This window comes from Clavibacter sp. CT19 (assembly GCF_027858075.1).
Lineage (GTDB): Bacteria > Actinomycetota > Actinomycetes > Actinomycetales > Microbacteriaceae > Clavibacter > Clavibacter tessellarius_A.
In genome coordinates this window covers 140360-163558 of the sequence record NZ_JAQHYR010000007.1, presented here as the reverse complement: position 1 = coordinate 163558, position 23199 = coordinate 140360, and the positions used below count along the sequence as shown (strand labels likewise).

At 73.3% G+C, this 23199-nt stretch carries 26 protein-coding genes; 7 read left to right on the top strand and 19 right to left on the bottom strand.

All coding sequences use genetic code 11. The features are described 5' to 3' along the window. Positions 1 to 72: 72 nt before the first annotated feature. Both PED38_RS10260 and PED38_RS10255 read right to left on the bottom strand, forming a co-directional pair. Positions 73 to 2349, bottom strand: a complete 2277-nt coding sequence (locus PED38_RS10260; protein WP_270981110.1) for a HelD family protein — start codon at positions 2347 to 2349, stop codon at positions 73 to 75. A 107-nt stretch (positions 2350 to 2456) separates the two neighbouring features. Further along, positions 2457 to 2945, bottom strand: coding sequence for a VanZ family protein (locus PED38_RS10255; RefSeq protein ID WP_270981109.1), 489 nt, complete (start codon positions 2943 to 2945; stop codon positions 2457 to 2459). A 241-nt stretch (positions 2946 to 3186) separates the two neighbouring features. Here PED38_RS10255 and PED38_RS10250 point away from each other — a divergent pair, with 241 nt between their 5' ends. After that, positions 3187 to 4458 carry a cobalamin-independent methionine synthase II family protein gene (locus PED38_RS10250; RefSeq protein ID WP_063070698.1) on the top strand — a complete coding sequence of 424 codons (1272 nt, stop codon included), beginning with the start codon at positions 3187 to 3189 and terminating at the stop codon, positions 4456 to 4458. A gap of 109 nt (positions 4459 to 4567) precedes the next feature. Here the strand turns inward: PED38_RS10250 and PED38_RS10245 are convergent, their stop codons facing one another. Further along, on the bottom strand, positions 4568 to 5095 hold the full coding sequence (locus tag PED38_RS10245) for an adenine phosphoribosyltransferase (RefSeq protein WP_063070561.1): 528 nt from the start codon (positions 5093 to 5095) through the stop codon (positions 4568 to 4570). 102 nt (positions 5096 to 5197) lie between these two features. Between PED38_RS10245 and PED38_RS10240 the strand changes: the two genes are divergently transcribed. Beyond that, entirely contained in the window at positions 5198 to 5929 is a 732-nt protein-coding gene (locus PED38_RS10240; protein WP_063070562.1) for a M50 family metallopeptidase, read from the top strand. A 72-nt stretch (positions 5930 to 6001) separates the two neighbouring features. Here PED38_RS10240 and PED38_RS10235 read toward each other — a convergent pair whose 3' ends face one another. The 5 genes from PED38_RS10235 to PED38_RS10215 are packed head-to-tail and all read right to left on the bottom strand — an operon-like array spanning position 6002 to position 9590. Beyond that, positions 6002 to 6835 (bottom strand): aldo/keto reductase, encoded by an 834-nt coding sequence (locus PED38_RS10235; RefSeq protein ID WP_270981107.1) that lies wholly within the window; start codon positions 6833 to 6835, stop codon positions 6002 to 6004. A gap of 20 nt (positions 6836 to 6855) precedes the next feature. Further along, positions 6856 to 7473, bottom strand: coding sequence for a signal peptidase II (locus PED38_RS10230; protein ID WP_270981106.1), 618 nt, complete (start codon positions 7471 to 7473; stop codon positions 6856 to 6858). Between the two features lie 9 nt (positions 7474 to 7482). Then, the gene (locus PED38_RS10225) at positions 7483 to 8007 is read right to left on the bottom strand and encodes a hypothetical protein (protein WP_063070565.1); all 525 of its coding nucleotides are present in this window, start codon (positions 8005 to 8007) and stop codon (positions 7483 to 7485) included. 60 nt (positions 8008 to 8067) lie between these two features. Next, the gene (locus PED38_RS10220) at positions 8068 to 8634 is read right to left on the bottom strand and encodes a type 1 glutamine amidotransferase domain-containing protein (RefSeq protein WP_270981104.1); all 567 of its coding nucleotides are present in this window, start codon (positions 8632 to 8634) and stop codon (positions 8068 to 8070) included. A gap of 53 nt (positions 8635 to 8687) precedes the next feature. Continuing rightward, a complete protein-coding gene (locus tag PED38_RS10215) occupies positions 8688 to 9590 on the bottom strand; it encodes an SMP-30/gluconolactonase/LRE family protein (RefSeq protein ID WP_063070567.1) in 903 nt (300 codons plus the stop codon). Positions 9591 to 9834: 244 nt separating this feature from the next. On the opposite strand from PED38_RS10215, the gene PED38_RS10210 reads away from it, so the two are divergent. From PED38_RS10210 to PED38_RS10190, 5 genes are all read left to right on the top strand, one after another. Continuing rightward, positions 9835 to 10395, top strand: a complete 561-nt coding sequence (locus tag PED38_RS10210) for a Dps family protein (RefSeq protein ID WP_063070568.1) — start codon at positions 9835 to 9837, stop codon at positions 10393 to 10395. Between the two features lie 111 nt (positions 10396 to 10506). Continuing rightward, complete coding sequence (locus PED38_RS10205; protein WP_270981101.1) at positions 10507 to 11304, top strand: SDR family NAD(P)-dependent oxidoreductase; 798 nt, start codon at positions 10507 to 10509, stop codon at positions 11302 to 11304. Continuing rightward, on the top strand, positions 11304 to 11513 hold the full coding sequence (locus tag PED38_RS10200; RefSeq protein WP_063070570.1) for a DUF2945 domain-containing protein: 210 nt from the start codon (positions 11304 to 11306) through the stop codon (positions 11511 to 11513). The genes PED38_RS10205 and PED38_RS10200 overlap by 1 nt, the downstream gene beginning before the upstream one ends. 81 nt (positions 11514 to 11594) lie before the next feature. Further along, positions 11595 to 12839 (top strand): sensor histidine kinase, encoded by a 1245-nt coding sequence (locus tag PED38_RS10195; protein ID WP_270981100.1) that lies wholly within the window; start codon positions 11595 to 11597, stop codon positions 12837 to 12839. Next, on the top strand, positions 12836 to 13498 hold the full coding sequence (locus PED38_RS10190) for a response regulator (protein WP_270981099.1): 663 nt from the start codon (positions 12836 to 12838) through the stop codon (positions 13496 to 13498). The genes PED38_RS10195 and PED38_RS10190 overlap by 4 nt, the downstream gene beginning before the upstream one ends. A gap of 4 nt (positions 13499 to 13502) precedes the next feature. Here PED38_RS10190 and PED38_RS10185 read toward each other — a convergent pair whose 3' ends face one another. From PED38_RS10185 to PED38_RS10135, 11 genes are all read right to left on the bottom strand, one after another. Continuing rightward, on the bottom strand, positions 13503 to 14888 hold the full coding sequence (locus tag PED38_RS10185) for a D-alanyl-D-alanine carboxypeptidase/D-alanyl-D-alanine-endopeptidase (protein WP_270981098.1): 1386 nt from the start codon (positions 14886 to 14888) through the stop codon (positions 13503 to 13505). Between the two features lie 73 nt (positions 14889 to 14961). Then, positions 14962 to 15561 (bottom strand): recombinase family protein, encoded by a 600-nt coding sequence (locus PED38_RS10180; RefSeq protein ID WP_063070574.1) that lies wholly within the window; start codon positions 15559 to 15561, stop codon positions 14962 to 14964. Between the two features lie 104 nt (positions 15562 to 15665). After that, on the bottom strand, positions 15666 to 15938 hold the full coding sequence (locus PED38_RS10175; RefSeq protein ID WP_270981096.1) for a DUF3072 domain-containing protein: 273 nt from the start codon (positions 15936 to 15938) through the stop codon (positions 15666 to 15668). A 166-nt stretch (positions 15939 to 16104) separates the two neighbouring features. After that, positions 16105 to 16911 carry a hypothetical protein gene (locus tag PED38_RS10170; protein ID WP_270981095.1) on the bottom strand — a complete coding sequence of 269 codons (807 nt, stop codon included), beginning with the start codon at positions 16909 to 16911 and terminating at the stop codon, positions 16105 to 16107. Further along, positions 16908 to 17363: a hypothetical protein gene (locus tag PED38_RS10165; protein WP_270981094.1), complete on the bottom strand. Its 456-nt coding sequence runs from the start codon at positions 17361 to 17363 to the stop codon at positions 16908 to 16910. Before PED38_RS10165 ends, PED38_RS10170 begins: the two co-directional genes overlap by 4 nt. A gap of 40 nt (positions 17364 to 17403) precedes the next feature. Further along, positions 17404 to 17700 (bottom strand): hypothetical protein, encoded by a 297-nt coding sequence (locus PED38_RS10160; RefSeq protein ID WP_063070578.1) that lies wholly within the window; start codon positions 17698 to 17700, stop codon positions 17404 to 17406. A gap of 20 nt (positions 17701 to 17720) precedes the next feature. Further along, complete coding sequence (locus tag PED38_RS10155) at positions 17721 to 18518, bottom strand: hypothetical protein (RefSeq protein ID WP_270981093.1); 798 nt, start codon at positions 18516 to 18518, stop codon at positions 17721 to 17723. Next, positions 18515 to 18838 (bottom strand): DUF6507 family protein, encoded by a 324-nt coding sequence (locus tag PED38_RS10150; protein WP_131798096.1) that lies wholly within the window; start codon positions 18836 to 18838, stop codon positions 18515 to 18517. The genes PED38_RS10155 and PED38_RS10150 overlap by 4 nt, the downstream gene beginning before the upstream one ends. Before the next feature lie 599 nt (positions 18839 to 19437). Next, positions 19438 to 20094, bottom strand: coding sequence for a hypothetical protein (locus PED38_RS10145; RefSeq protein WP_063070581.1), 657 nt, complete (start codon positions 20092 to 20094; stop codon positions 19438 to 19440). A gap of 336 nt (positions 20095 to 20430) precedes the next feature. Then, positions 20431 to 21636: a PrsW family intramembrane metalloprotease gene (locus tag PED38_RS10140; protein ID WP_270981092.1), complete on the bottom strand. Its 1206-nt coding sequence runs from the start codon at positions 21634 to 21636 to the stop codon at positions 20431 to 20433. A 113-nt stretch (positions 21637 to 21749) separates the two neighbouring features. Next, the gene (locus tag PED38_RS10135) at positions 21750 to 23183 is read right to left on the bottom strand and encodes an FAD-binding oxidoreductase (RefSeq protein WP_270981091.1); all 1434 of its coding nucleotides are present in this window, start codon (positions 23181 to 23183) and stop codon (positions 21750 to 21752) included. Between the last annotated feature and the right edge of the window lie 16 nt (positions 23184 to 23199).

Sequence of the window (23199 nt, the reverse complement as noted above, 5' to 3'; positions counted from 1 at the left end):
GCGCGCCGCCCGCCGGCCGGAGAGGCGACGGGCGGCGTCCGCGGGTCAGGCGGGTCAGGCGGGTCAGGCGGGTCAGGCGGCGAAGCCCGTGGAGGTGACGACGTGCAGGCGCTGCGTGGGCCGGGTCATCGCGACGTACAGGCCGGCCGCGCCGCGGGACGTGTGCGCGAGGACCTCGTCGGGCTCCGCGATGACGACCACGTCGAACTCGAGGCCCTTCGCCTCCTGCGAGCCGAGCACCGCGATGGGCCGGCCGAGGCCGCCCACGCCGATGCCGACCGCGGATCCGAACCGCTCGGCGAGCGCCCGGTGCAGCTCCACGACGCGGTCGTCGCGGGCGATGACCGCGAGCGTGCCCGCCTCGCCGCCCTCGCGCTCCTCGTCGACCACGTCGACGACGGCGGCCACGACCTCGTCGGCCTGGACCTCCACCGTGTCGATGGGGTGCTCGCCCTCGCGCACGGCGCGCGAGCGGGTGACCGGGAGGCCGTGCGCGAGGGCCATGCGCTCGGCGGCCTCGGCGATCCGCGCGGGCGTGCGGTAGTTGACGGTGAGCTCCTCGAGGCGCCACTCGCGGCCGAGCACCGGGCCGAGCGCGTCCTGCCAGCTGGTGACGCCCACGGCGGAGCTCGCCTGCGCGACGTCGCCGACGATCGTGAACGAGCGCAGCGGGCAGCGGCGGAGGAGCACGCGCCACTGCATGGGGCTGAGCTCCTGCGCCTCGTCGACCACGATGTGGCCGTAGGTCCAGGTGCGGTCGGACGCGGCGCGCTCGGCGGTGGTGCGGCGCGCGGCCTGCTCGGCGAAGCCCTCCGCGAGGCGCTCGGCCGTGACCATGCCGCCGACCCCCATGTTCTCGATGGCCTGCTCGGCGTTCTCGATGTCGCGGAGCCGCTGCTGCTCCCGCTCGCGGGCGCTGGCGTCGGCCTGCGCGCTGAACTCGCCGAGGAGCTCGGCGGCCTCGTCGAGCAGCGGCACGTCGGCCACGGTGAAGGGCGCGTCGCGGTCGCGGCGGAGGAGCGCGCGCTTCTCGGGGCTCCAGCGCGGGGTGAGCGAGGCGAGCCAGTTCGGGCGCGCGTAGAGGTCCTGGACCAGCTTCTCGGGGGTGAGCGGCATCCACGCGGTGTTGAGCGCGACCTTCACGTCGTACGAGGTGCGGAGGTCCTCGCGGAGCATGGCGAGGTCGCTGTCGTCGAGGGCGCTGCCGTTGCGGCGCATCTGCGACGCGAGGACCTGCGCGAGGGAGCCGAGGGCCGCCTTGTTAAAGACGACGCGGGCCTCGTTGTGCGGCTTCCGGCTGTCCTGCGCGCGGCGCAGCGCGTTCGCCACGAGCGACGGCTCGAGCACGATGCGCTCGCCGTTCACGTCCAGCGTGACGGCCTCGGTGGGGACGACCTGGCGCGAGCGCACGGCGCGCTGCAGCAGGCCGGCCATCTCGGATCCGCCCTTCACGGCCGCGACCTCGGGCGCGTCCTCCGCGGCGGCGTCGATGCCCGGGTAGAGCTGCCCGACGCTCGCGAGCACGACGCCCGTCTCCCCGAGGGACGGCAGCACCGCCTCGATGTACTGCAGGAACGAGCGGCTCGGCCCCACGACCAGCACGCCCGAGGACGCGAGGCGGTCGCGGTGCGAGTAGAGGAGGTACGCCGCGCGGTGCAGGGCGACGGCGGTCTTCCCCGTCCCCGGCCCGCCCTGCACGACGAGCACGCCGCGGAGGTCGGAGCGGATGATGCGGTCCTGCTCGGCCTGGATGGTGGCGACGATGTCGTTCATCCGGCCGGTGCGTCCCGCGGCGAGCGCGGCGAGCAGCGCACCCTCGCCCTGGAGGCTCGTGCGGCCCTCGTCGAGCAACGTCGGGTCGAACACCTCGTCCTCGACGTGCACCACCTCGCGGCCGTGCGTCGTGAGGTGGCGGCGGGCCCGGGCGCCGAGCGGGGTGGCGGCGGTGGCCTGGTAGAAGGCGCTCGCCTGGGGCACGCGCCAGTCGAGGAGGAGCGGCTGCAGGTCGTCGTCGCGGAGGCCGATGCGGCCGATGTACCGGTAGACCGGATCGCCGGCCCCCGTCGTGGGCGCCGGCGCGCCGTCGCGCGGCTCGTCCTCCGGCAGGTGCCCCGCCTCGAACTCGAGCCGGCCGAACACGAGGCGCTCGTCGACCTCGCGGAGCGTCTGCAGGCGGTCCTCGTAGATGCGCGCGAACGCGTCGCGCTCGGAGCGGTTCTGGTGCGTGCCGCCGGTGGGGCTGTCGCGCACCATGACCAGCTGATCCCGGGTCTCCGCGCGCACCGCGTCGAGTCGTCCGTAGAGGCGGCCGACGTACGCCCGCTCGCGATCCAGCTCCGTACCGGTCACCTGCACACACCCCTCGGGAATCCGGCGTCAATCCTACCGAGACGAGGGGGTCGTCCCGGACCGCGGGTGCCCCCGACGGGAGCGGCGGACGACGGCCGGCGGAGGGGTCAGCGGCGCGTGCCGACCAGGCTCTGCGTGCCCGTCGGGCTCGGCCGCGCGCGCCGGCGGAGGGCGCGACGGCGGGCGTTCTCGGAGCGAGCCGTGAGGATCAGGGCCACCACCACGCCGATGAGGGCGCCGAGCCCGTTGTGCACGACGTCGCGGACGTCGGAGACCCGCGTCGGGAGGAACGCCTGCGCGGTCTCGATGAGCGCCGAGAGGCCCACCCCGAGCACGATCGCGAGCCACCAGCGCGGACGGCCGAGCAGCAGCACGAGGAACATGCCCACCGGCACGAACATCACGACGTTCGCGGCGCCCTCCACGACGGAGTAGGTGATCCACGAGGTGCCGTCGTGCCGGTGCAGGGCCCGCAGCCCCCGGAAGAGGAAGCCGTCGATGCGGCGGTCGTCGGGCTCCGGCGACAGCGTGATCCACGCGACGAGCCCGAGGTACAGGCCCGTGGCGGTGCCGAGGAGGGGGTGGCGGAGGAGCATCCGTCCATCATCCGGGCATTCCCCTGGGTGCCGGATCCGCCGCAGGTGCCGGTTCCATGACGTCGTGTGGCGATCTCCCCCTCCTCGGGGATGAGGCCGTGGCACCCTGTGCGTGCAGCGCACCCGCGAAGCCTCGCGTCCCGTCCGCATCCGCGACCGGGACACGCCTGCGATCCTCACCCGCTCGCCGCGGACGGTCGTGCAGGCCGTCCGACGGCACGAGAGACCCGCGGAGGTCCCCATGCTCGACAGCACCGATCGGATCCTGACGTCGCACGCCGGCAGCCTGCCGCGCACGGACGCGCTCATCGCCGCGAACGCCGCCCGCGCCGCGGCGCGGAAGGCCGCCGTGCCGCCATCGGACGCGGACGGCGCCGGGCCGGACGCCGGGCCGGACGCCCCGCCCGCCGACGGCCTCGACGAGGTCCTCGCCGACGCGGTCGACGGCCTCGTCTCCCGCCAGCGCGAGGTCGGGATCGCCCTCCCCGGCGACGGCGAGTACGGCAAGGCCATGTCGAGCGCGATCGACTACGGCGCCTGGTGGTCGTACTCGTTCCAGCGGCTCAGCGGCCTGGAGCTCGTGCCCGGCGGCCCGTTCTCCTCCGAGCCCGTGCGCAGCTCACCCGGCGACGTGCGGTTGACGACGTTCCCCGACCGCCGCGACTGGACGATCTTCGCCGACGCCTACGGGGACCCGTCGAGCGGCATCACGGTGGGCGACGCGCCCCTCGACTTCCCGAGCGCCACCGGCCCGGTCGCCTACACGGGCCACGCGGCGATCCAGGCGGACATCGCGCACCTGCGCCACGCGCTCGACGAGAACGGGTACGAGCAGGGGTTCATCACGTCCCTCTCCCCCGGCAGCGCGTCGCGCATCGGGAACCAGCACTACGCGACCGAGGAGGAGTTCATCTGGGCGTGCGCGGACGCGATGCGCGAGGAGTACGTCGCGATCATCGACGCGGGGCTCGTGCTGCAGATCGACGACCCGTCCATCGCGGAGAACTGGGACCAGATCAACCCGGAGCCGAGCGTGGAGGACTACCTGGCGTTCACGCGCATCCGCGTGGAGGCGCTCAACCACGCGCTGCGGGGGCTTCCGCAGGAGCGGATCCGCTTCCACCTGTGTTGGGGCTCGTGGCACGGGCCGCACACGACGGACATCGAGTTCCGGCACATCGTGCGGACGATGCTCGACATCGACGCGGGCGCGTACTCGTTCGAGGGCGCGAACGCGCGGCACGAGCACGAGTGGCGCGTGTGGGAGGACGTGGAGCTGCCGGACGGGAAGGTCATCGTGCCGGGCGTGGTGGGGCACGCGACCAACGTGGTCGAGCACCCGGAGCTCGTGGCCGACCGGATCGAGCGCTACGCGCGGCTCGTGGGGCGGGAGCGCGTGATCGCGTCGACTGACTGCGGGCTCGGCGGCCGGATCCACCCGCAGATCGCGTGGGCGAAGCTGGAGAGCCTGGCGCAGGGGGCGGAGATCGCGACCCGGCGGCTCTGGCGCTGAGCGTCGCGGGACGACGGGAGGCCGGACGCGTGGTGCGCCCGGCCCTCCGTCGTCGCGTGTCGCGTGTCACGTGGCGCGCGACTCGAGGGGCGCGACTCGTGGCGTCGCGTCAGAGCGTGAGGATGGCGTGCACGTCGTGGCCGACCAACCGCTCCCTGCCGCCGAGGCCGTCGAGCTCGAGAACCACGCCGATGCCGGCGACCTCGTAGCCGGCGCGCTCCAGCAGGCGGGCGGCGGCCTGGAGCGTGCCGCCCGTCGCGAGGACGTCGTCGAGGAGCAGCACGCGGGATCCCGGCATGAGCTGGCCCGGGTGCAGCTCGATGGCCGCCTCGCCGTACTCCAGGTCGTAGGACTCGCGCAGCACCTCGCCGGGGAGCTTGCCGGCCTTGCGCACCGCCAGGGTGCCGACGCCGGAGGCGTAGGCGGCGGCCGCGGCGAGCAGGAAGCCGCGCGCCTCGACGCCCGCGACCGCATCGACGGGGCCGCCGACGGCCACGAGGTCGTCGACCACGGCGCGGAGGGCGGTGCCGTCGGCGAGCACGGGAGTGAGGTCGCGGAAGAGGATCCCCGACTGGGGGAAGTCCGGGACGGTGAGCAGCAGGGACGCGACGAGGTCGGAGACGGGGGTGTCAGGCACCCGACAACGGTAGTCGGTGGCGGGGCAGCGGCCGTCCGCCAGGTGGATGTGGTGGGCTGGGCGCGCCCCGACCGCCCGCACCCGCATCGACCCGAGGAGCCCATGGACCCCGTCGAGATCCTGCGCGACCTCGTCGCGCGCGCGACCGCCGTCGAGGCGCCGCTCGAGGCGGGACCGGCGCTCGTCGCCGTCGCGCTCGCCGCGGCGCTCGTCCTCGTGCCGCCGGCCTGGCGGATCACGCGGCACGCCGTGACGATCGTGCACGAGGGCGGCCACGGGCTCGCGGCGACGCTGAGCGGGAGGCGGCTCGCCGGGATCCGGCTGCACTCCGACACCTCTGGCCTCACCGTGAGCGTCGGCCGACCGCGCGGGCCGGGCATGGTCGTGACGCTGCTCGCGGGGTACCCGGCGCCCGCGCTCGCGGGCCTCGGCGCCGCCTGGCTCGCCGGCCAGGGGCGCTCCGCCGCCGTGCTCTGGCTGTGGCTCGTGCTGCTGGCGCTCGTCGTGATCCAGGTGCGCAACTGGTTCGGCCTGTGGTCGTGCCTGGTGGCGGGCGTGGTGGTCGGGGTGATCGCCGGGGTCGCGCCGGTCGTCGTGCAGGGCGTCGCGGCGCACGCGCTCGCGTCGTTCCTGCTGCTCGGCGCGCTCCGGGCGACCCTCGAGCTGCAGCGCGCCCGCTCCCGGCGGGGTGGCGACGCGTCCGACGCCGACCAGCTCGGGCGGCTGACGCACCTGCCCGGGATCCTGTGGGTCGGCGTGCTCCTCGTCGTCGCGGCCGCCTGCCTCGTCGGCGGGGTGCTGCTGCTCGGGATCCCGGCGCTCCTCGGCGCCTGACGCGATCCGCCCGCCCCGCACGCGACGCGGCCGCCGCGCCCCGGGGACGCGGCGGCCGCGGGAGGACGGGACCTACATCTCCTCGTGCGTGTCCGGGTCGCCGTCCCAGAGGCGCGACTGCGGGCCGGATCCGATGAGACGCACCTCCTCCTCGCTCAGCTCGAAGCCGAAGACGTCGAGGTTGGTGCGCTGGCGCTCGGGGTCCGTGGACCGCGGGATGGGCAGGGCGCCGGACTGGATGTGCCAGCGGAGCACCGCCTGCGCGGGCGTCACGCCGTGCGCTTCGGCGGCGGCGACCACGTGCGGGTCCCGCATGAGCTGCTCTCGCGTGCCGAACGGCGACCAGCTCTCGGTCACGATGCCGCGGCGCGCGTGCTCGGCGCGGAGGTCGGCCTGGGTGAAGGTCGGGTGCAGCTCGACCTGGTTGACGACCGGCAGCACGCCCGTCTCGTCCTCGAGGCGCTGCAGGTGCGCGGGCGTGAAGTTCGAGACGCCGATGGAGCGGACGAGGCCGCGCTCCTTCAGCTCGACGAACGCGCGCCAGCTGTCGACGTACCTGTCCACGCTGGGGTTCGGCCAGTGGATGAGGTACAGGTCCACGTAGTCGACGCCGAGCGTCGCGCGCGACTGTTCGAAGGACGCGAGCGTCTCCTCGTAGCCGTGGTGGCGGCCGGGCAGCTTGGTGGTGAGGAAGAGCTCCTCCCGCGGGACGCCCGAGCGGCGCATCCCCTCGCCCACGGCGGCCTCGTTGCCGTAGTTGAGGGCCGTGTCGAGCAGGCGGTAGCCGGCGCCGATCGCGCCGGAGACGAGGTCGGCACCCGCGTCGTCGTTGAGCCCGTACGTGCCGAGGCCGATGGCGGGGATGCGGTTCCCGTCGGACAGTTCCAGTGTGGGGATCGTGGTCATCCCCTCACGCTACGCCCGGGTCAGGCGCGGTCGGCGGGGGCGGATCCGGCACCGGCCGCGGCGTCGTCGGCGGACGCGTCGTCCGCCTCGTCCTGTTCCCCGGCCTCACGGGCATCGGCCGCGGGATCGCGCCCGAAGACGGTGCCAAGGGCCCACGCGATCATGCCGCAGACGGTGAGGATGTCGGCCACGTTGAAGACGGCGAACCACTCGACGGCGATGAAGTCGACGACGTGCCCCGACAGCGGCCCGTCCTCGGCGCGCGTGATCCGGTCGAACAGGTTGCCGAGCGCGCCGGCGAGCACCGCGGAGAGCAGCAGCACCTGGAGCGTCGAGGCGCGGTGGCGGATCTGCCAGCCGACCCAGACGGCGAGGCCGAGCGCGAGCCCGATGATGCCGACGGTGAGCAGCGGCCCCACCTCGGCGCCCATGCCGAAGGAGACGCCGGGGTTGTAGACGAGGGCGAACCGCACCGTCGGGACGAGCTCGATCTGCCGGCCGCCGCCGAGGGAGTCCACGGCCCAGCGCTTGCTGATCTGGTCGAGCACGAAGCCCACGACCACGACGACCGCCGCGAGCGCCACGACGACGGGGCGGGAGATGCGCGGACGGCGTGCGGCGGGGGGTGCGGTGGTCACGCGACGAGCCTAGGCGGTGGTCGCGGCCGGATCCTCCGGGCTGCCGTCCGCGTCGGCGACGGGCGCGGCGGCGGCGCGGTCGCGGATCCGCGTGGCCGCCTCCCGCGGGAACGTGCTGCGGACGAGGTGGCGCGTGCCGTCGGCCGACTCGATCGACACGGCGGGGCCGGCGTCCAGCAGGACCGCGGCTCCCCCGCCCGGGAGGGCGCGGACGCCGATGCCGCGGACGGACCGCGGCCGGAGGTGGTCGACGACCGTGCAGTCCGCGATGGCCGCGTACGGGATCCGGATGCGCTTCACCGGCACCAGCGCGACCTCGACCTCGTCGGGATCCAGCGTGATGCGGATGCGGAACGACCCGACCACCGCGCCCGCCGCCAGCAGCACGAGACCCGCGACGATCCCGAGGACGCCTCCGCCGGTGGCGACGACGACCACGAGACCCAGCGCCGCGACCGCGAGCCCGACGACGCGGATCGCGCGCGGGGCGGGTGTGGTCTGGCGGAAGCGCGCGTCGGGCGAGGGCGTGGTCACGCCCTCACCCTAGGTGCGCGGCGGTTCGCCCGGGTCGGGCAGACCGGTCCGGCCGACGGGTCAGGCGTGCTGCTCGTCGTGCTCGCCCTCGGCGATCTCCTCGATCAGCTTCGCGTTGAAGGCGGGCAGGTCGTCGGGGTTGCGGCTCGTGACGAAGCCGCTGTCGACCACGACCTCCTCGTCGACCCACTCGGCGCCCGCGTTGCGCAGGTCGGTGGCGAGGGTCGAGTACGAGGTCATGCGGCGGCCGTCGACCACGCCGGCCTCGATGAGGATCCACGGCGCGTGGCAGATGGACGCGACGGGCTTGCCCGCCGTGAAGAAGGCCTTGGCGAACGCGACCGAGTTGGCGTCGACGCGGAGGTCGTCCGCGTTCACGACGCCGCCGGGCAGCACGAGGCCGTCGTACTCGGACGCGTCGGCGTCCTTCACCTGGACGTCCACGTCGAACGTGTCCGCCTTGTCGATGTGGTTCAGGCCCTGCACGGTGTCCGACTTCGGGGACACCAGCACGGGCGTGCCGCCGGCCTCCTGCACGGCCTTCCACGGCTCCGTCAACTCGACCTGCTCGAAGCCGTCCGTCAGCAGGAAGGCCACCTTGCGGCCCTGGATGCTCTCTCCGGTCATGTGCGTTCCTCCTCGTGAGAGTGGTGCCGCCCGGTCGGACGGCGCGTTCGACGCTACGCTCGCGCGCCGCCGGCGACCGCGGTGCGGAAGACGTTCACAGGGCGTCCGGAGACGGCGGTGTCGATCGCGAAGACGCCGCCCGAGAGCGGGTGCTCCTCGAGCTGCTCCTCCGTGAGGTTCTCCCGTGCGGTGCCGATCACGAGGGTGCGGAGGTCGGGGCCGGCGAAGGCCACGGACGTGACGTTCGGCGCCGGGATCTGGATCTCCAGGTCCTTCGTGCCGTCGGGCGCCCAGCGGACGACCTTGCCCGCGCCGTAGATCCCGTTCCACGCGTAGCCGTCGACGTCAAGGGTGAGGCCGTCGCTCATCTCGCCGTGGATCCAGCGCTCCGGCTCCCCCAGCTCGCCGTCGGCGGAGTAGGGCGCGCGGTAGACCGTCTTCTCGGACGTGTCGGTGAGGATCATCGTGCGGCCACCGTCCGTCCACTCGAAGCCGTTGGTGATGGCGAAGCCGCCGAGGAGCGTGCGCAGGGTGCCGGAGCCGTCGATCGAGTAGATCGCCGCGTCGGGCTCGCCCTCGGTGACGTCCATGGATCCGATGACGAAGCGGCCGCGGGGATCGACCTTGCCCTCGTTCATCCGGATGCCGTCGTGCGCGTGCCGCACGTGCGCGAGCTCGCGCGTGATGCGGCCCTCCCGGTCGACGAGCACGATGCGGTCGCCGAGCCCCGCGACGTAGCCGCCGTCGTCGGCCGGCTGGAAGGACGCCAGCGGCGGCGGCAGCTCGAGGACCGTGTCGTCGGATCCGTCGACCGCGCCCGTCCACGGGCTCCGGTGCAGCGTGCCGGCCGTGATGTCGTTCCACATCACGTCGCCGGCGGGATCCCACCAGAGGCTCTCGACGAGGATCGCGCGGGCGTCGCGGAGGACGCGGAGGTCGGAGGTGAGGGCGCTCATGGATCCAGCCAAGCACCCGGGGGGCCGCTCGTCCGTCGAGCGAAGCGCCGGCCGCCCTGGCTGGACGCGCACTGTGAGCGCACTCACCGTTCGTGCGACACGGATCCGGCGGGCGTACCGTCGAAGGCAGGCCGGACGTCGCGCGAACGCGCGCCCGGCCCACGCGGGCCCGTCCCACCGGACGCCGCGCCGCACGGATCGGGAGACCCCCGACCCCACGAGAACGAGAACCGAGGAGTCGCACATGACCACGACCGTCGAACGCCCCACCAGCGCATCCGCGAAGGCCACCCAGCCCGAGGGCTCCAAGCCCACCAAGCGCCAGAACGCCGAGCGCGGCTTCAAGGCCAGCGAGCAGCTGCACGAGAACATGCAGAAGGTGCTCGTCGACCTGATCGAGCTGCACATCCAGGGCAAGCAGGCGCACTGGAACGTCGTGGGCAAGAACTTCCGCGACCTGCACCTCCAGCTCGACGAGATCATCGAGTCGGCGCGCGAGTTCAGCGACGACCTGGCCGAGCGCATGCGCGCCCTGCACGCCACGCCCGACGGCCGCAGCGACACCGTCGCCGAGACCACGACGCTCCCCGAGTACCCGCAGGGCGAGGTGGACACCGCCGAGACCGTCGACCTCGTGACCCAGCGCCTCGAGGCCGCCGTGCACACCATGCGCGAGGTCCACGACGACGTCGACGAGGAGGACCCGACCACCGCGGACCTGCTCCACGGCTTCATCACCGCGCTCGAGCAGTACGCGTGGATGGTCTCCGCGGAGAACCGCCGCGTCGGATCCGCCGCCGAGTAGCGCGAGCAGCACGCACATCACGATCCGAGGGCCGCGCCACCAGGTGCGGCCCTCGTCATGTCCGCACGCATCACGATGACGCCCCTCCCGAGGGGCAGTGAGGAGACCGAGATGGATCTCGGCATCACAGGGAAGACCGCGCTCGTCACGGGCGCCGACTCGGGGATCGGGTGGGAGACCGCCCGCATCCTCCTCGCGGAGGGCGCCACCGTCGTCCTCAGCGACCAGGACCAGGGCGCGCTCGACGAGGCCGCTGCGAAGCTCGACGGCGGCGACCGCGTGCACGCGTTCGCGGCCGACGTGACGAGCGTCGCCTCGCTCGACGCGCTGCACGAGAAGGTGCAGGAGGCCGTCGGCGACATCGACATCCTCGTGCAGTCCGCGGGCATCACCGGCGCGCAGGGGCTCTTCCACGAGATCGATGACGAGGGCTGGACGAACACCATCGAGGTGGATCTCCTCGGACCCGTACGCCTCGTGAAGCGGTTCCTCCCGTCGCTCCGGAAGGGCGGCTGGGGCCGGATCGTGTTCCTCGCCTCCGAGGACGCCGTGCAGCCGTACGACGACGAGCTCCCCTACTGCGCCGCCAAGGCCGGGATCCTCGCGCTGTCGAAGGGCCTGTCGCGCAGCTACGCGAAGGAGGGCCTGCTCGTGAACGCGGTGTCGCCCGCCTTCATCCACACGCCCATGACCGACGCGATGATGGAGAAGCGCGCCGACCAGCTGGGCACCTCGACGGAGGACGCGATCGAGTCGTTCCTCGACGAGGAGCGCCCCTACATGGAGCTGAAGCGCCGCGGCGAGCCCGCCGAGGTCGCGAACGTCGTCGCGTTCCTCTGCTCCGACCTCGCGTCGTTCGTGAACGGATCCAACTACCGCGTCGACTCCGGATCGGTGGCGACGATCTGATGGCCGGCCTGTCGAAGGGCGACCGCGTCACCTGGAACACGCCCCAGGGCGAGACGCACGGGAAGGTCGTCGAGGAGAAGACGAAGGACTTCCAGCACGACGGGCAGCACTTCACAGCATCGGGCGACGAGCCCGCGTACATCGTGGAGAGCGACAAGTCCGGCACGACCGCGGCCCACAAGGGCTCCGCGCTGACGAAGAGGAAGTAGGCGCGGCCTCCCCCGCGGGTACCGGCGACCGGTACCCGCGAGGGGCGACCCGGCCGGATCCCCGCGCCTAGGCTGTGGCCGATGGACACCGGGATCGCCGACGCGACGCGCGCACGCACGCCGCGCGCACCCCGGCACCGCGACGGCGTGGAGCTGTTCGTGGACGTGGTCGTCGGCCTCGTGCTCGCGGGCATCGCCGTGAACCCGCCGGTGGACGTCCAGGAGGCGGGTCTCCACGTCGCCGTCCTCATGCTCCTGGCGGTCGTCGTGCGCTCCGTGTACCCCGGCGCGGCGCTCGCGCTGGCCTGGGTCATGGCGCTGGCGCAGTGGCACGTGGGTGAGCGCCCCGGCTTCGCGGACCTCGCCCTCCTCCTCGTGCTGTACTCGACCGCTCGGCGCGGGTCGCGTGCGACGGCCGTGCTGGGCGCCGCCTCCGCCGTCGTCGGGGGTGCCATGGCCACGGTGTACCTGCTGCACACGGGCGCCCGCTACTCGCTCCTCATCAGCCCGGGCGGCCTCGGCGCCATGCTCTTCGTCGCGGCCCCGGTCCTGATGCTGCTGCTCGCGTGGCTGACGGGTCTCGTGATCCGTGTGGTCCGCGCCCGCAGTTCGGAGTCGCGCCTCCGCGTGCAGGCCGAGGACACCGCCGTGAAGGCCGTCGACCTCGCGCAGGCCGAGACGCTGCGGGCGAGCATGGCGCGCGACGTGCACGACATCGTCGGGCACTCGCTCGCGGTGATCATCGCGCAGGCCGACTCGGTGCAGTTCCTCGACGACGAGGAGCGGATCCGCGGCGTCTCCGCCACCATCGCCGACACCGCGCGGCGCTCGCTCGCGGAGGTGCGCGAGGTGCTGAGCGGCACGAGCACGGCCGACGGCGACGACGGGCCCGAGGACCTCGACGCGGTCGCGGCGCAGGTGCGGGCCGCCGGCGTCGACCTCGTGCACGAGGTGCGCGGGCAGCGCCGGGCCGTGGATCCGGCGCGCCAGGTCGTCCTGCGCCGCGTCGCGCAGGAGATGACCACCAACGCGATGCGGCACGGCGCCGCCGGCGGCCGCATCCGCCTCCGCGAGACGTGGCGCGCGGCCGACGTGGTGCTCGAGGTCGAGAACCCCGTCGTCCCGCCGGGTGCCGTACCCGACCGCGCCGGCCCGCTCGGCCTCGAGTCGCTGCGGCTCGGCACCGGCGTCGAGGGCATGCGCGCCCGGCTCGCGGCCGTCGGCGGCGACCTCGAGGCCGAGGCCGTCGACTACCTGTTCACCGCCCGCGCGCGCATCCCCCTGCCATCCGCCCATTCCATGCCCGTGCCGGGAGGCCGCCCGTGATCCGCATCGTGCTCGTCGACGACCAGGAGCTGTTCCGCGGCGGCGTGCGCGTCGCCCTCGACGCCCAGCCCGACCTCGAGGTCGTCGGCGAGGCCGGCGACGGACGGGAGGGCCTCGCGGTGATCGACGAGCTACGACCCGACGTCGTGCTGCTCGACATGCGGATGCCCGTGATGGACGGCCTCGAGACCGTGCGCGCGCTGTTCGACGGCTCGCGCGCCGAGCCGCCGCGGGTCATCGTGCTGACCACGTTCGCGCTCGACCGCGCGTCCGCCACGGCCATCCGCGGCGGCGCGAGCGGCTTCCTCCTCAAGGACGCGACGCCCGCCTTCCTCGCCGCGGCCATCCGCGCCGTGCACGCGGGCAGCGCCGTGCTCGCGCCCGACGAGCTCACGCAGCTGTTCACGTCGGACGCCGCCGCGGCGCCCGCTCCCCCGGCGCCGCCCGCGTTCCGGTCGCTGAGCGCGCGCGAGAAGGACGTCTTCGGGCACGTGGCGCGCGGCCTCTCGAACGCGGAGGTCGCCGCGCTCGAGTTCGTGAGCGAGTCGACCGTGAAGACGCACGTGAGCAGCATCCTCGCGAAGCTGGCGCTCCGGGATCGCGTGCAACTCGTCGTGTACGCGCACGACCACCGGCTCGTGGAGCGGTCGGGGGCGTAGCGGATCAGCCGCCGAGCGCGCCGCCGCAGCGGTGGACCTCGGTCGCGAGGGCGTCGATCTCGGCGCGCGCGGTCTCCGCCGGGACCGACGGGTCCACGTCCTCCGCCCAGATCGTGAAGGCGACCTCGGTGCCGTCCTCGGCGTCCGCGATGCCGGTGAGACCGTGCATCCGCTCGAGCGTGCCGGTCTTGCCGCGGATGCGCCCTGCCGCCGCGTCGGCCTCCCCCGTGAACCGGCCGCCCTCCGCGAGGGTGCCGGTGCGGCCGGCAACGGCGAGACCGGCGTCGACGATCGCGAGGTCGTCGACGTGCTGCGCGATCCGCACCATGAGCCGCGTGAGGAGGAGCGCGGGAACCCGGTTCCCGTCGGACAGGCCGGAGCCGTCGATGAGCACCACGCCGGCCATCGGCAGGTCGAGCGCGGCGAGGGCGGTGGGCGTGCCGCTCCGGATGTCCGTCGCGGCGCTCCCGGCGCCCGTCTCGATCGCGACGAGCCGCGCCAGGGTCTCGGCGAGCGTGTCGTCGGAGTGGGTGAGCATGTGGCCCACGAGGTCGCGCACGGGCGCGGACTCGACGGTGCCGAGCACGGCGGCTCCGGCGGGCGCGGTCACGAGCGGGCCGTCGGTCGCGACGCCGTCGCCGAGCAGCTCCGCGAACGCGTCCGCCGCGCGCGCGACGGCCGCGTCGCCCCGGCGCGAGTAGGGCTCGGCCGGGTCGTCGCGGTCACCGTCGACCATGAGCGCGGTGATGTTCGACATGGATCCGCCGCGCCGGGCCTCCAGCGGCCACTCCGGCAGCCAGGCGGGACCGGTGAAGAGGCTGCTGTCGACCTGGAGGCGGCGGACGGGCACGCCGGCGGTGTCGGGGTCGGCGCGCCGGGCGTCGAGCACCTGCCGCGCCAGGTCGTCGAGGTGCGGGGCGCCCGGGTAGACGCCGTCGGTGCCCGACGGCAGACGGCTGAGCGTGGGGTCGCCGCCGCCCACGAGGACGACCGTGTCGGCGCGCGCGCCCTGCACGACGCGCGTGGCGATGCGCCGGTCCGGGCCGAGCGCCTCGACGGCCGCCGCCGCCGTGAGGACCTTCATGGTGCTGGCGGTGGGGGCGGGCACGTCGCCGCGCACGTCCGCCAGGGTCGCACCCGCGCCGCGGTCGACCTCCGCCGCGGAGAGGTGCAGCGTGCCGGCGGACCAGCCGCCGGTCAGCGCCTCGACCGTGCAGCCGGCGGGATCCGCGGAGGCGCCGCCGACCGGCGACGGGATGATCCCCGTGGCGACGCCGGCGCCCACGACGGCGGTCGCGACCACGGCCGCGAGGAGCGCCCGCCGTCGCCGGGCGACGCGCGAGCTGGGGCGCGGCGACCGTCGCACGGGCGCGGGCTGGGATCCGGTCATGTCCCCAGGGTAGGAAATGCGGAGGCTGCCCGCCTCCGCCGCGCGGACGATTCGCGTGGGCGGACACGCGGCATCAGCGCAGCAGCCCGCCCTGCCGCCCCGACTCCGCCCAGGCGAGCGCACGCGTGACGACGCGCTCGCTCACGTCGAGCACGCGCGCGATCTCGGCGGTGTCGCGGCCCTTGGAGCGCTCCTCGACGGCGATCATGAGCTTCCGCCGCGTGATGCCCTTGGGCAGCGATGGCGGGGCGGGTGCCGTCGGCGCGGGTGCCGCGGCGGGCTCGGCCGGTCGGCGGCGGTGCTTCTCCTCAGCTGCGGTCGCATCCACGGTGGCCAACGCGAGCGTGACCGCGAAGAGGCCGCGCCCGGCGGCGGTGCCGGCCTCCAGCCCGTCGCGGATGGCGCGGAAGGCTATGCCGCGCGCCTCGAGCCCGTTGAGGATCCGCACGACGTCGGCTGATCCCGGCCCCAGCCGATCGAGGCTCACGACGAGCAGCTCGTCGTTCTCGCGGAGGTAGTCGAGGGCGTCCTGCAGGCTCGGACGCGCGGCCTTCGGGCCCGCGGCGACGTCGACGAAGATGCGCTCGCAGCCCGCGGCGTCGAGGGCGTCGACCTGGTCCTGGTACGACTCGTCGGCGCGCGCGACGCGCGCGTATCCCACCAGCGTGGTCATGCGCCGTCCCTCACGATGCTCTCCCCCTGCTCCTGCCTCCCCCTCAGCCGAGCGCGCGACGGGCGGACGCCTCTGAGGCGCCCGCCCGTCCGCTCACGCGTGGATCAGCTCGCGTCGTCGGGCTGCGGCGAGGCCGTGTCCTTCTTCTCCTGCAGGCGCTCGATCTGCTCGCTCGCCTCCGCCTTGTTGAGGTCGGCAGGGATCTCCTCGCCTGCCTGCGTGGCGAGCGAATCGAGGTAGCTGCGCTGCGCACCCGTCATCGGCTCGTCGCCCGTGACCCACGTGCTCGGGTCCTTCTCGGCGCTCTGGGGCGGCGTGGGCGTGGAGGAGCCGAGCATCTCCTTGTCGCCGGTGGTGTCCTGGTTGGCATCGCTCATGGTCGTGTCTCCTCGTGGTCGTGGCTCTGACGCTACTCGCGACCCCCGACGCTCGACCGGCCGCGCGGCAGACGATCGACACCGAGCGGCTAGCGCCCGCGACGGGCGGGGCGCGCCGAGGCCGACCAGCTCGATCCACCGGCGAGGCGGGCCGATCTCGCGCGCCTCACCGGGTGAGGCGCACCGTGTCCTGGAAGAGCTCGACGATGTTGTACATGAGGCGCACCGAGTTGATGGGGACCAGACGGACGAGCCCGACCGAGGTCGGCTCCGGGCGCAACCAGCCGACGTCCCCCGTGCGGATCTGCTCCGCCTTCTTCGCGAGCGCCGGCGAGACGACCGCGTAGCGCGTCCACTCCCCCGCCGCCCAGGCGCGTCTCGTGACCCAGCTCGCGTCTGCCGGCACCGCGGGCTCCTGCCCGGGCGCGGCATCGACGCGGCGCTGGATGAGGTCGGCGTCGTGCTCGTCGACCTCGTCCCCGTGGGCGAGCGACCAGGCGGGTCCCAGGCGCAGCCACGAGGTGAGGAGCCCGAGCGAGGCGGACCGCGTGGTGCGGTGGAGGGACACGACCGTCGACCCGGCGTCGTCGATCCGCTGGGCGGCGACGACCGCGTCCGCTCCCGCGTACCAGCTGTTGAAGGTCGTGTGGCGACCCCCGGTGTCGGCCGTGGCGCCGAAGAGCGTCTTCGCCTGGGACCGCACCGCGAGCAGCGACTCCCCCTCGGGCGTCATGCCGCCGGAGGCGGAGACCAGGCCGAGCTCGCGGAGCTCGACCATCTGCGCGGAGCCGCTGTCGACACGCGCGAACACCCCGCGGGTGCGGAGGGTCGCGAGCTGCTCCCAGGCGGCAGCGCTCATGGTCAGCTCGCTCGGGGGGAAGGGCTGGGATGCGCCGACGCCGGTGAGCAGCTCGAGCTGCACGCCGTGACCGATGCGTTCCATGGCCGCGAGGTCGAGCGGTGTCCCGGTCATGCGTGCACCCTCATCTCGGTCGAGCTGGCGATCATGTTGAACATCTCGTCGTACGCCAGGAGATCGACCACGTCGCAGCTCCCCGTGACCTCGATCGAGCGCGACCCGGTCGAGAACACGTACTGGGCGACCGCCACGCACACGCCGGACGCCTCGTAGAGGTAGTGCACGACGCGGCCCATGGCGTCGTCGCGGTTCCACTCCATGTCGGAGTAGACGTGCGACCAGCCGGAGTACGCGTGCGCCTGGGCGATGCAGCGGGCGCCGAGCTCGACGATCGTCTCGGTCGACTCCCGCACGAGGACCACGGCGTTCGCTCGGAAGGTGGCGTCCTTCCTCTGCGGTTCGGCGATGACGACCACGCGGTCGTCGCCCGTCTCGAGGATCTCCCACGTGGTGGGCATCCCCATCGTGATCAGTGGCGCCTCGACCGGTATCCAGTTCGTCGTCATGTGCGCTCTTCCCGTCTATTCGTCATCTCGGCATCAGTGGTCACGAGTCCGCCTTATCCATCGCAGATCCGGCGATGTCCCCTCCGATCTCGCCGCCGATGGCCCCGCCGAGGACGCCGCCGACGAACCCGCCGATCAAGCCCCCTCCGAGCGGGAATATCGCCTCCCCGACAGCGATGCCCACAGCCTGCCCGACGCCAGAGCCGATTTCTGCGCCCACGGCAGCGCCGGCGGTCTTCACAACAGCGTGTAGACCCGCACGGGCCACACGCGTCCCCTCATTCCAATCGGGATGCCGTGCCTCGTCTTTGCTCATCTCGTCCGCGAAGGTGGTCACGCCGGATACGACGGTCCCCGCTACCCCCAGCCTTCGACCCCAATCGCCAGCCGTGCTCTCAACGGCATGGTCAGGCCCCCCCCGCCGAAGGGGTTCAACGCCTTCACCACGTCGCGACCCAATTGCTTCAGGTCGGGCGGCGAGACCTTGAACAGCGCCTGACCGGAGGCCTTCGCCTCCAGGATGGCTTGGAAGGTGGGCTTGATCTCCGTCGACACGTAGAGACCCTTCGTCACGATCCCCTGCCCGAAGACCACACGGGGATCGTCCATTACCATGCCGACCTGCTGAGCGGCGTTGGTCACCTGCGTCTCGGTATCCCGGCCCAGTTTGACCAGCGCGATGGCGCAGTCCACGTCCGCCTGCTCCACCGCTTCGTTGAATTGCGTCACGCGCGCATCGAGGTCGAATTGCTGCTGGAGCGGCTTCGAGCGATAGCTGTCGCTAGCCGGTGTCCCTGCGGACGCAGCGGGGACGGGGCCAGCCAGCAGCATGAGATCCAACAAGGCATGTTCCTCGACGAGAGCACTCCTTCGCCTCTCCAGGTCGGCGAGAGCCGAGGCGTAGTCATTCAGCGCCTTCTTCACAGCGGCTGCGTCCTGACCTATCGTCGACGAGAGAGTCGTGGGGCCGGACAGGGCGCTGAAAGCGTGATCGGAGTCGGGCGTCTCGAACACGTCGGCTACGGACAACCGAGACCAGGCCCCCTTCACCGTGTTCATGACGTCGTCCACCGCCGGACCGAGCTTGTCGAAGCCCGCGGCTGCTGACTCGATTGCGGCCGAGCTCGGCACAATTGCGATGTCGGGGCGGGTCACCGTCCTATCCCCTCTGCGGAGTGGGACGCCATCTCCTCGTCTCCCTGGACATACGCATCGAGGGCGAGCTTCGTCTGGTCGGCCGCCTGCTCGACGCCACTCCTGACCTTCTGGATCTGCGAGAGGAAGGGGTTGCGGGCGAGCCTCGCGAGCGCGGCCGCGGTCTTCGGCCCCGCGATCGCTGAGGCCGCGTCGATCGCCGCCTGAGCAGCCGTCGCCACATCATCCAGACCCGAGATGCCCATCTTGGCGTCGGCGATGGCTGACCCCGCGGCTGCGGGGTCGATGCGCCAGCCGTTGCCGCTCACTGGCGGCGTCATGCCGTCACCCCCTGCTGGCGCACGCCACCGGGGCCGAAGGAGCGCACGCGCGACTGGTGGGAGCGTTGGGGCAGCTGATGGACGTTCACCAGGGGCCGGCCGCTCGGCGCCGCGCGGCGCGCGCGCTGGACTGCAGCGCAGGCGACGCGCCTGGCGACGGGAGCAGGGTTCGTGAACGTTCCGATGCGGACGGTGACATGCGATGGATCGAGCGTGGAGGACACGGGCAGATCCCCACAGGTGTTAGAAATCCGCGCGCCTATTCCCCGCAGGTGCGTCAGAGCCCGATGCTCATGTGTTCAGCGGCCGGATGCCCGGACGCAGCGATGAACCCGCGTGCGGTCTAGCCCCGAGATCCTCGCCAACTGGACCGCGCGACCGGAGCTTCCGGGCTGAGACTCATGAAGAGCGCGCCCAGCAGCGCGCTACCTGCGGAACAGGAGACCCCCGGGCCGGGAGAGGCTGTCGCCGACGAGAGGTGAGGAGCGGAGAGCGCGGCGACCAGGACAGGAGCGACGACGCGCAAAGCGTGCATCCGCGTCGAATTCCGATGTCCGAGCGCGAACACCATCCGCCGACCGAGCGCCGTCACATCCGAGTCACGAATGCGCGTCCTCGCCGGACTTGCATTCGCGAGCCTCACCGTTCGGTGGCGTCGGGCGGGAGGCCGCGTCCGCGGCGCCGTCCGACGGACCCACGTGACTGGCCGGGGCCTCGCGTACCGCCCCTCCGACGACCCCGCCCAGCCGCGACGCCGCCGCGAATCCCTTCTCCTCGCCGCCGCCGAGATCCTCACCGAGCGGGCCACTCAACGGCGGCGTGCCTTTCTCCGCCACGGAGGCGACGATCCTCTTCCGCGACGCTCCGGGGTCCAGCCCCATCTGGACCTTGTACCACCGCGGCAGGAACGGACGCGGCAACCAGGCCATCCCCACAAAGCTGAGGCCCGCGAACGCGAGACCCGCGTACAACACGGGATCAGAGACCGGCTGCGGCAGAACTCCTCCCACGCCGGTCACCAAAAACCCCACGCCCATCCAGCCGAACGCCACAGGCAATACCCGGTAGATCCGGAACCTCCCTGCCCACCCCCGCCAGACGCCGGAGAAGGCCAGAGCCCCGATTGCGGCGAAGATCCCGCCCACGACGAAGAAAATCACGAAGTCGGAGGGGTCACGGTGCCCATCAGCGACCACCGCGCCAGCCGCGGCGCTGGAGGACAAGGGATGCGCGACGAGCAAGACGAGTGACTTCACCCGCGAAGCCTTCCATCCCTTCGGGGTTCGTGCGTGCGACCGTGCACACCCTTCTCCGCGTCACCGCCGAGAACCTCCCCGAGCGGCCCCCGCGACGGAGGATGCCCCATCCTGGACCCGGAGATGGCGGCCTTCTTCCGCGTCGAGCCGCACTCCAATCCCATCTGGGCGATGTACCACCGCGGCAGGAACGGACGCGGCAACCACACCATGCCCAGCAGGCTCAGACCCGCGAACCCCAGAGCAGGGAACACCACGAAATCGGACAACGGCTCCGGCAAGCCCCCCCCACACCGCTCAGATCGCCCGCGGCGGTCGGCGCGGCGGGAGGGCGGGTCAGCGCCGCCCGCCGCGCAGCAGCGCCTCCCGGTGGTCGGTGACCGCGCGCAGCAGCCGCCGCTCGTCGTCGAGGTGCCCCGCCTCGGAGCGGCCGGATGCCGCGGGCCGCTCGGAGAGCATCCGCTGCCGCGCGAAGGCGAGCCGCGTCGCGTCGCGCGTGAAGAGGCTCATGGCCCGGCCGGCGTCGCCGCCGCGCGTGCGGGCCCAGAGCCGCGCGCGGCGCCGGCCCTGCCAGGTGCTGAGCATCTCGACCTCGGCGGGCGTGAACCAGCCGACGGCCGCGTACTCGCGGAGGCGGCGGCGGGTGAGGTGGATCTCGTAGCGGCGCAGCAGGATCACGACCGCCACGAGGAAGGCGAAGATCGGCACCTGGAGAAGCACGTAGAAGGAGAGGAAGTCGCCCGTGATGGTGACGCCCGTGTTCCAGAGCGCGTGCAGCACGATGGCGCCGACCAGCCCGATCGCGCCGAAGCCGAGGGCGGCGCCCGGGCCGCGGCGGGCGCCGTAGCCGATGGCGATGCCGGTGATCATGGTGAAGGTCACGTGGGCGAACGGCGAGAACAGGCCGCGCATGACGAAGGTGCCCACGAGGGTGCCGGTCGTGCCGGAGACGAGCGGACCGCCGAAGTACACGATGTTCTCCGTGAAGGCGAAGCCGGCCGCGATGGTGGCGCCGTAGACGACGCCGTCGACCGGCCCGTCGAAGTGGCGGCGGGCCACCCAGAAGATGAGGAGCAGGCCGACGGCCTTCGCCGACTCCTCCACGAGCGGCGCCTGCACCGACAGCTGCAGGAACTCCGTATAGCGCGTGGGCACGCCGATCGCCAGGCGCGCGTACTGCGCGACGAGGTCGAAGACGAGCGCGATGGCGACCGACGCGGCGGCGCCCCAGAGCAGCGCGAACAGGAGCGCGAGGCGCGGCTCGGGCTCCCAGCGGTCGACCCAGCGGATCGCGAGCAGCACGCCGGCGAGCGGGACGAGGGCGAGGAGGGCGCAGATCGCGACGGCCTGGATCCCGAGGCTCAGCACGAGGTAGGCGGCGACGACGAAGCCGACGAGCAGCAGCACGGCCACGCCCACGACGCCGAGCAGAGCCGACGCGGTGATGCGGCGCGGCCCATGCGGCGCGGGGAGCTCCATGTGGCGCGGCGGCGAGGAGGGCGACGGGCGGTGGACGGTCACGGGGACGGACGGGTCGGTCACGACGGCCCTCTCTTCGGCGGATCGGCGTCGCCAGCCTACCGACGGGATCGGCGGCCGCCCGGGGCCACGACGCCCGCGGACATGCGGCCGTCGCGGGCTCGCGGATCTCGCGATCAGGCCGCCTTGCCGGGGTTGAGGATCCCCTGCGGGTCGAACACCCGGCGGATCCCGGCGGCCAGCCCCATGACGTCGTCGCCCAGCTCGTCGGCGAGCCAGCGCCGCTTGAGGAGGCCCACGCCGTGCTCCCCCGTGAGCGTGCCGCCGAGGTCGACGGCCGCGCGGAAGAGGAGGTCGGCCGCGCGCCAGACGTCGTCCGGGATGCCGGTCGCGTCGCCGTCGGGCGTGGTCGGGTCCTCCGGGATGCAGAAGTTCGGGTGGAGGTTGCCGTCGCCGGCGTGCGCGACGGTGGGGATGGCGAGGCAGGTCTCACGCTCGATCTCGCGGATCCGCGTGAGCATGTCGGCGAGGCGCGACCGCGGCACGGCCACGTCCTCGATGAGCACGCGCCCGCGGGCGGCCAGCGCCGGGTGGAACGCGCGGCGGATCGCGAGGAGGCGCTCGCCCTCGTCGGCGTCGTCGGTCACGTCGGCCGTGCCGCCGCCCGCGACGACGACCTCGACCACGCGCGCGGCCTCGTCGGCGGCGTCCGGGCCGTCGCAGCGGACGAGGAGGTGCGCGGATCCGCGGGAGGAGTGGTCGGTGCCGAGGAACGCGTCGATGGCCTCGAGCGCACCGGCGTCGATCAGCTCCATGGCGGCCGGGCGGATCCGGGCGGCCGTGATGGCGGATGACGCGGCCGCCGCCTGGGTCGCGTCGGGGAAGAAGGCGGCGACGGTCGACGGCGTCGCGGTCGGCAGGGGTCGGAGGCGCACGGTCGCGCGGACGATGACGCCGAGCGTGCCCTCCGAGCCGATCATCAGCGCCGTGAGGTCGTAGCCCGTGACGCCCTTCACGGTGCGGTGCCCGGTCTCGATGACGCGGCCGTCGGCGAGCACGACCGTGAGGGCGAGCACCGCCTCACGCGTCACGCCGTACTTGGCGCAGAGCAGGCCGCCGGCGTTGGTGGCGATGTTGCCGCCGATGGTGGAGATGGCCTTGCTCGCGGGATCCGGCGAGTACCAGAGGCCGAGCGGGGCCAGCCGGGCGTTGAGGTCGTCGTTGAGGACGCCGGGCTCCACGACGGCGAGCTCGTCGGCCTCGCTCACCTCGAGGATCCGGTCCATGCCCCGCACCGACAGCACGATCTCGCCCGCGGTGGCCGTCGCCCCGCCCGCGAGGCCCGTGCCCGCGCCGCGCGTGACGACGGACGTGCCGGTGGCGCTCGCGATGCGGAGGGTCGCGACGACGTGGTCCACCTCCGTCGCGCGGACGACGGCGATCGGATCCGCGGGGCTGCGGTAGCCCGACCGGTCGGAGCGCGCCTCCTCGAGGGACGCGGCGTCGGTGGCGACGACGTCGCCGAGGGCGGCGACGAGCTCGGCGCGGACGGCGTCTGCGGGCGCCGACTCGGACGCAGGGGCGGTGCGGATCACGGCGTCGTCGATCATGCGATCCACCCTAGGT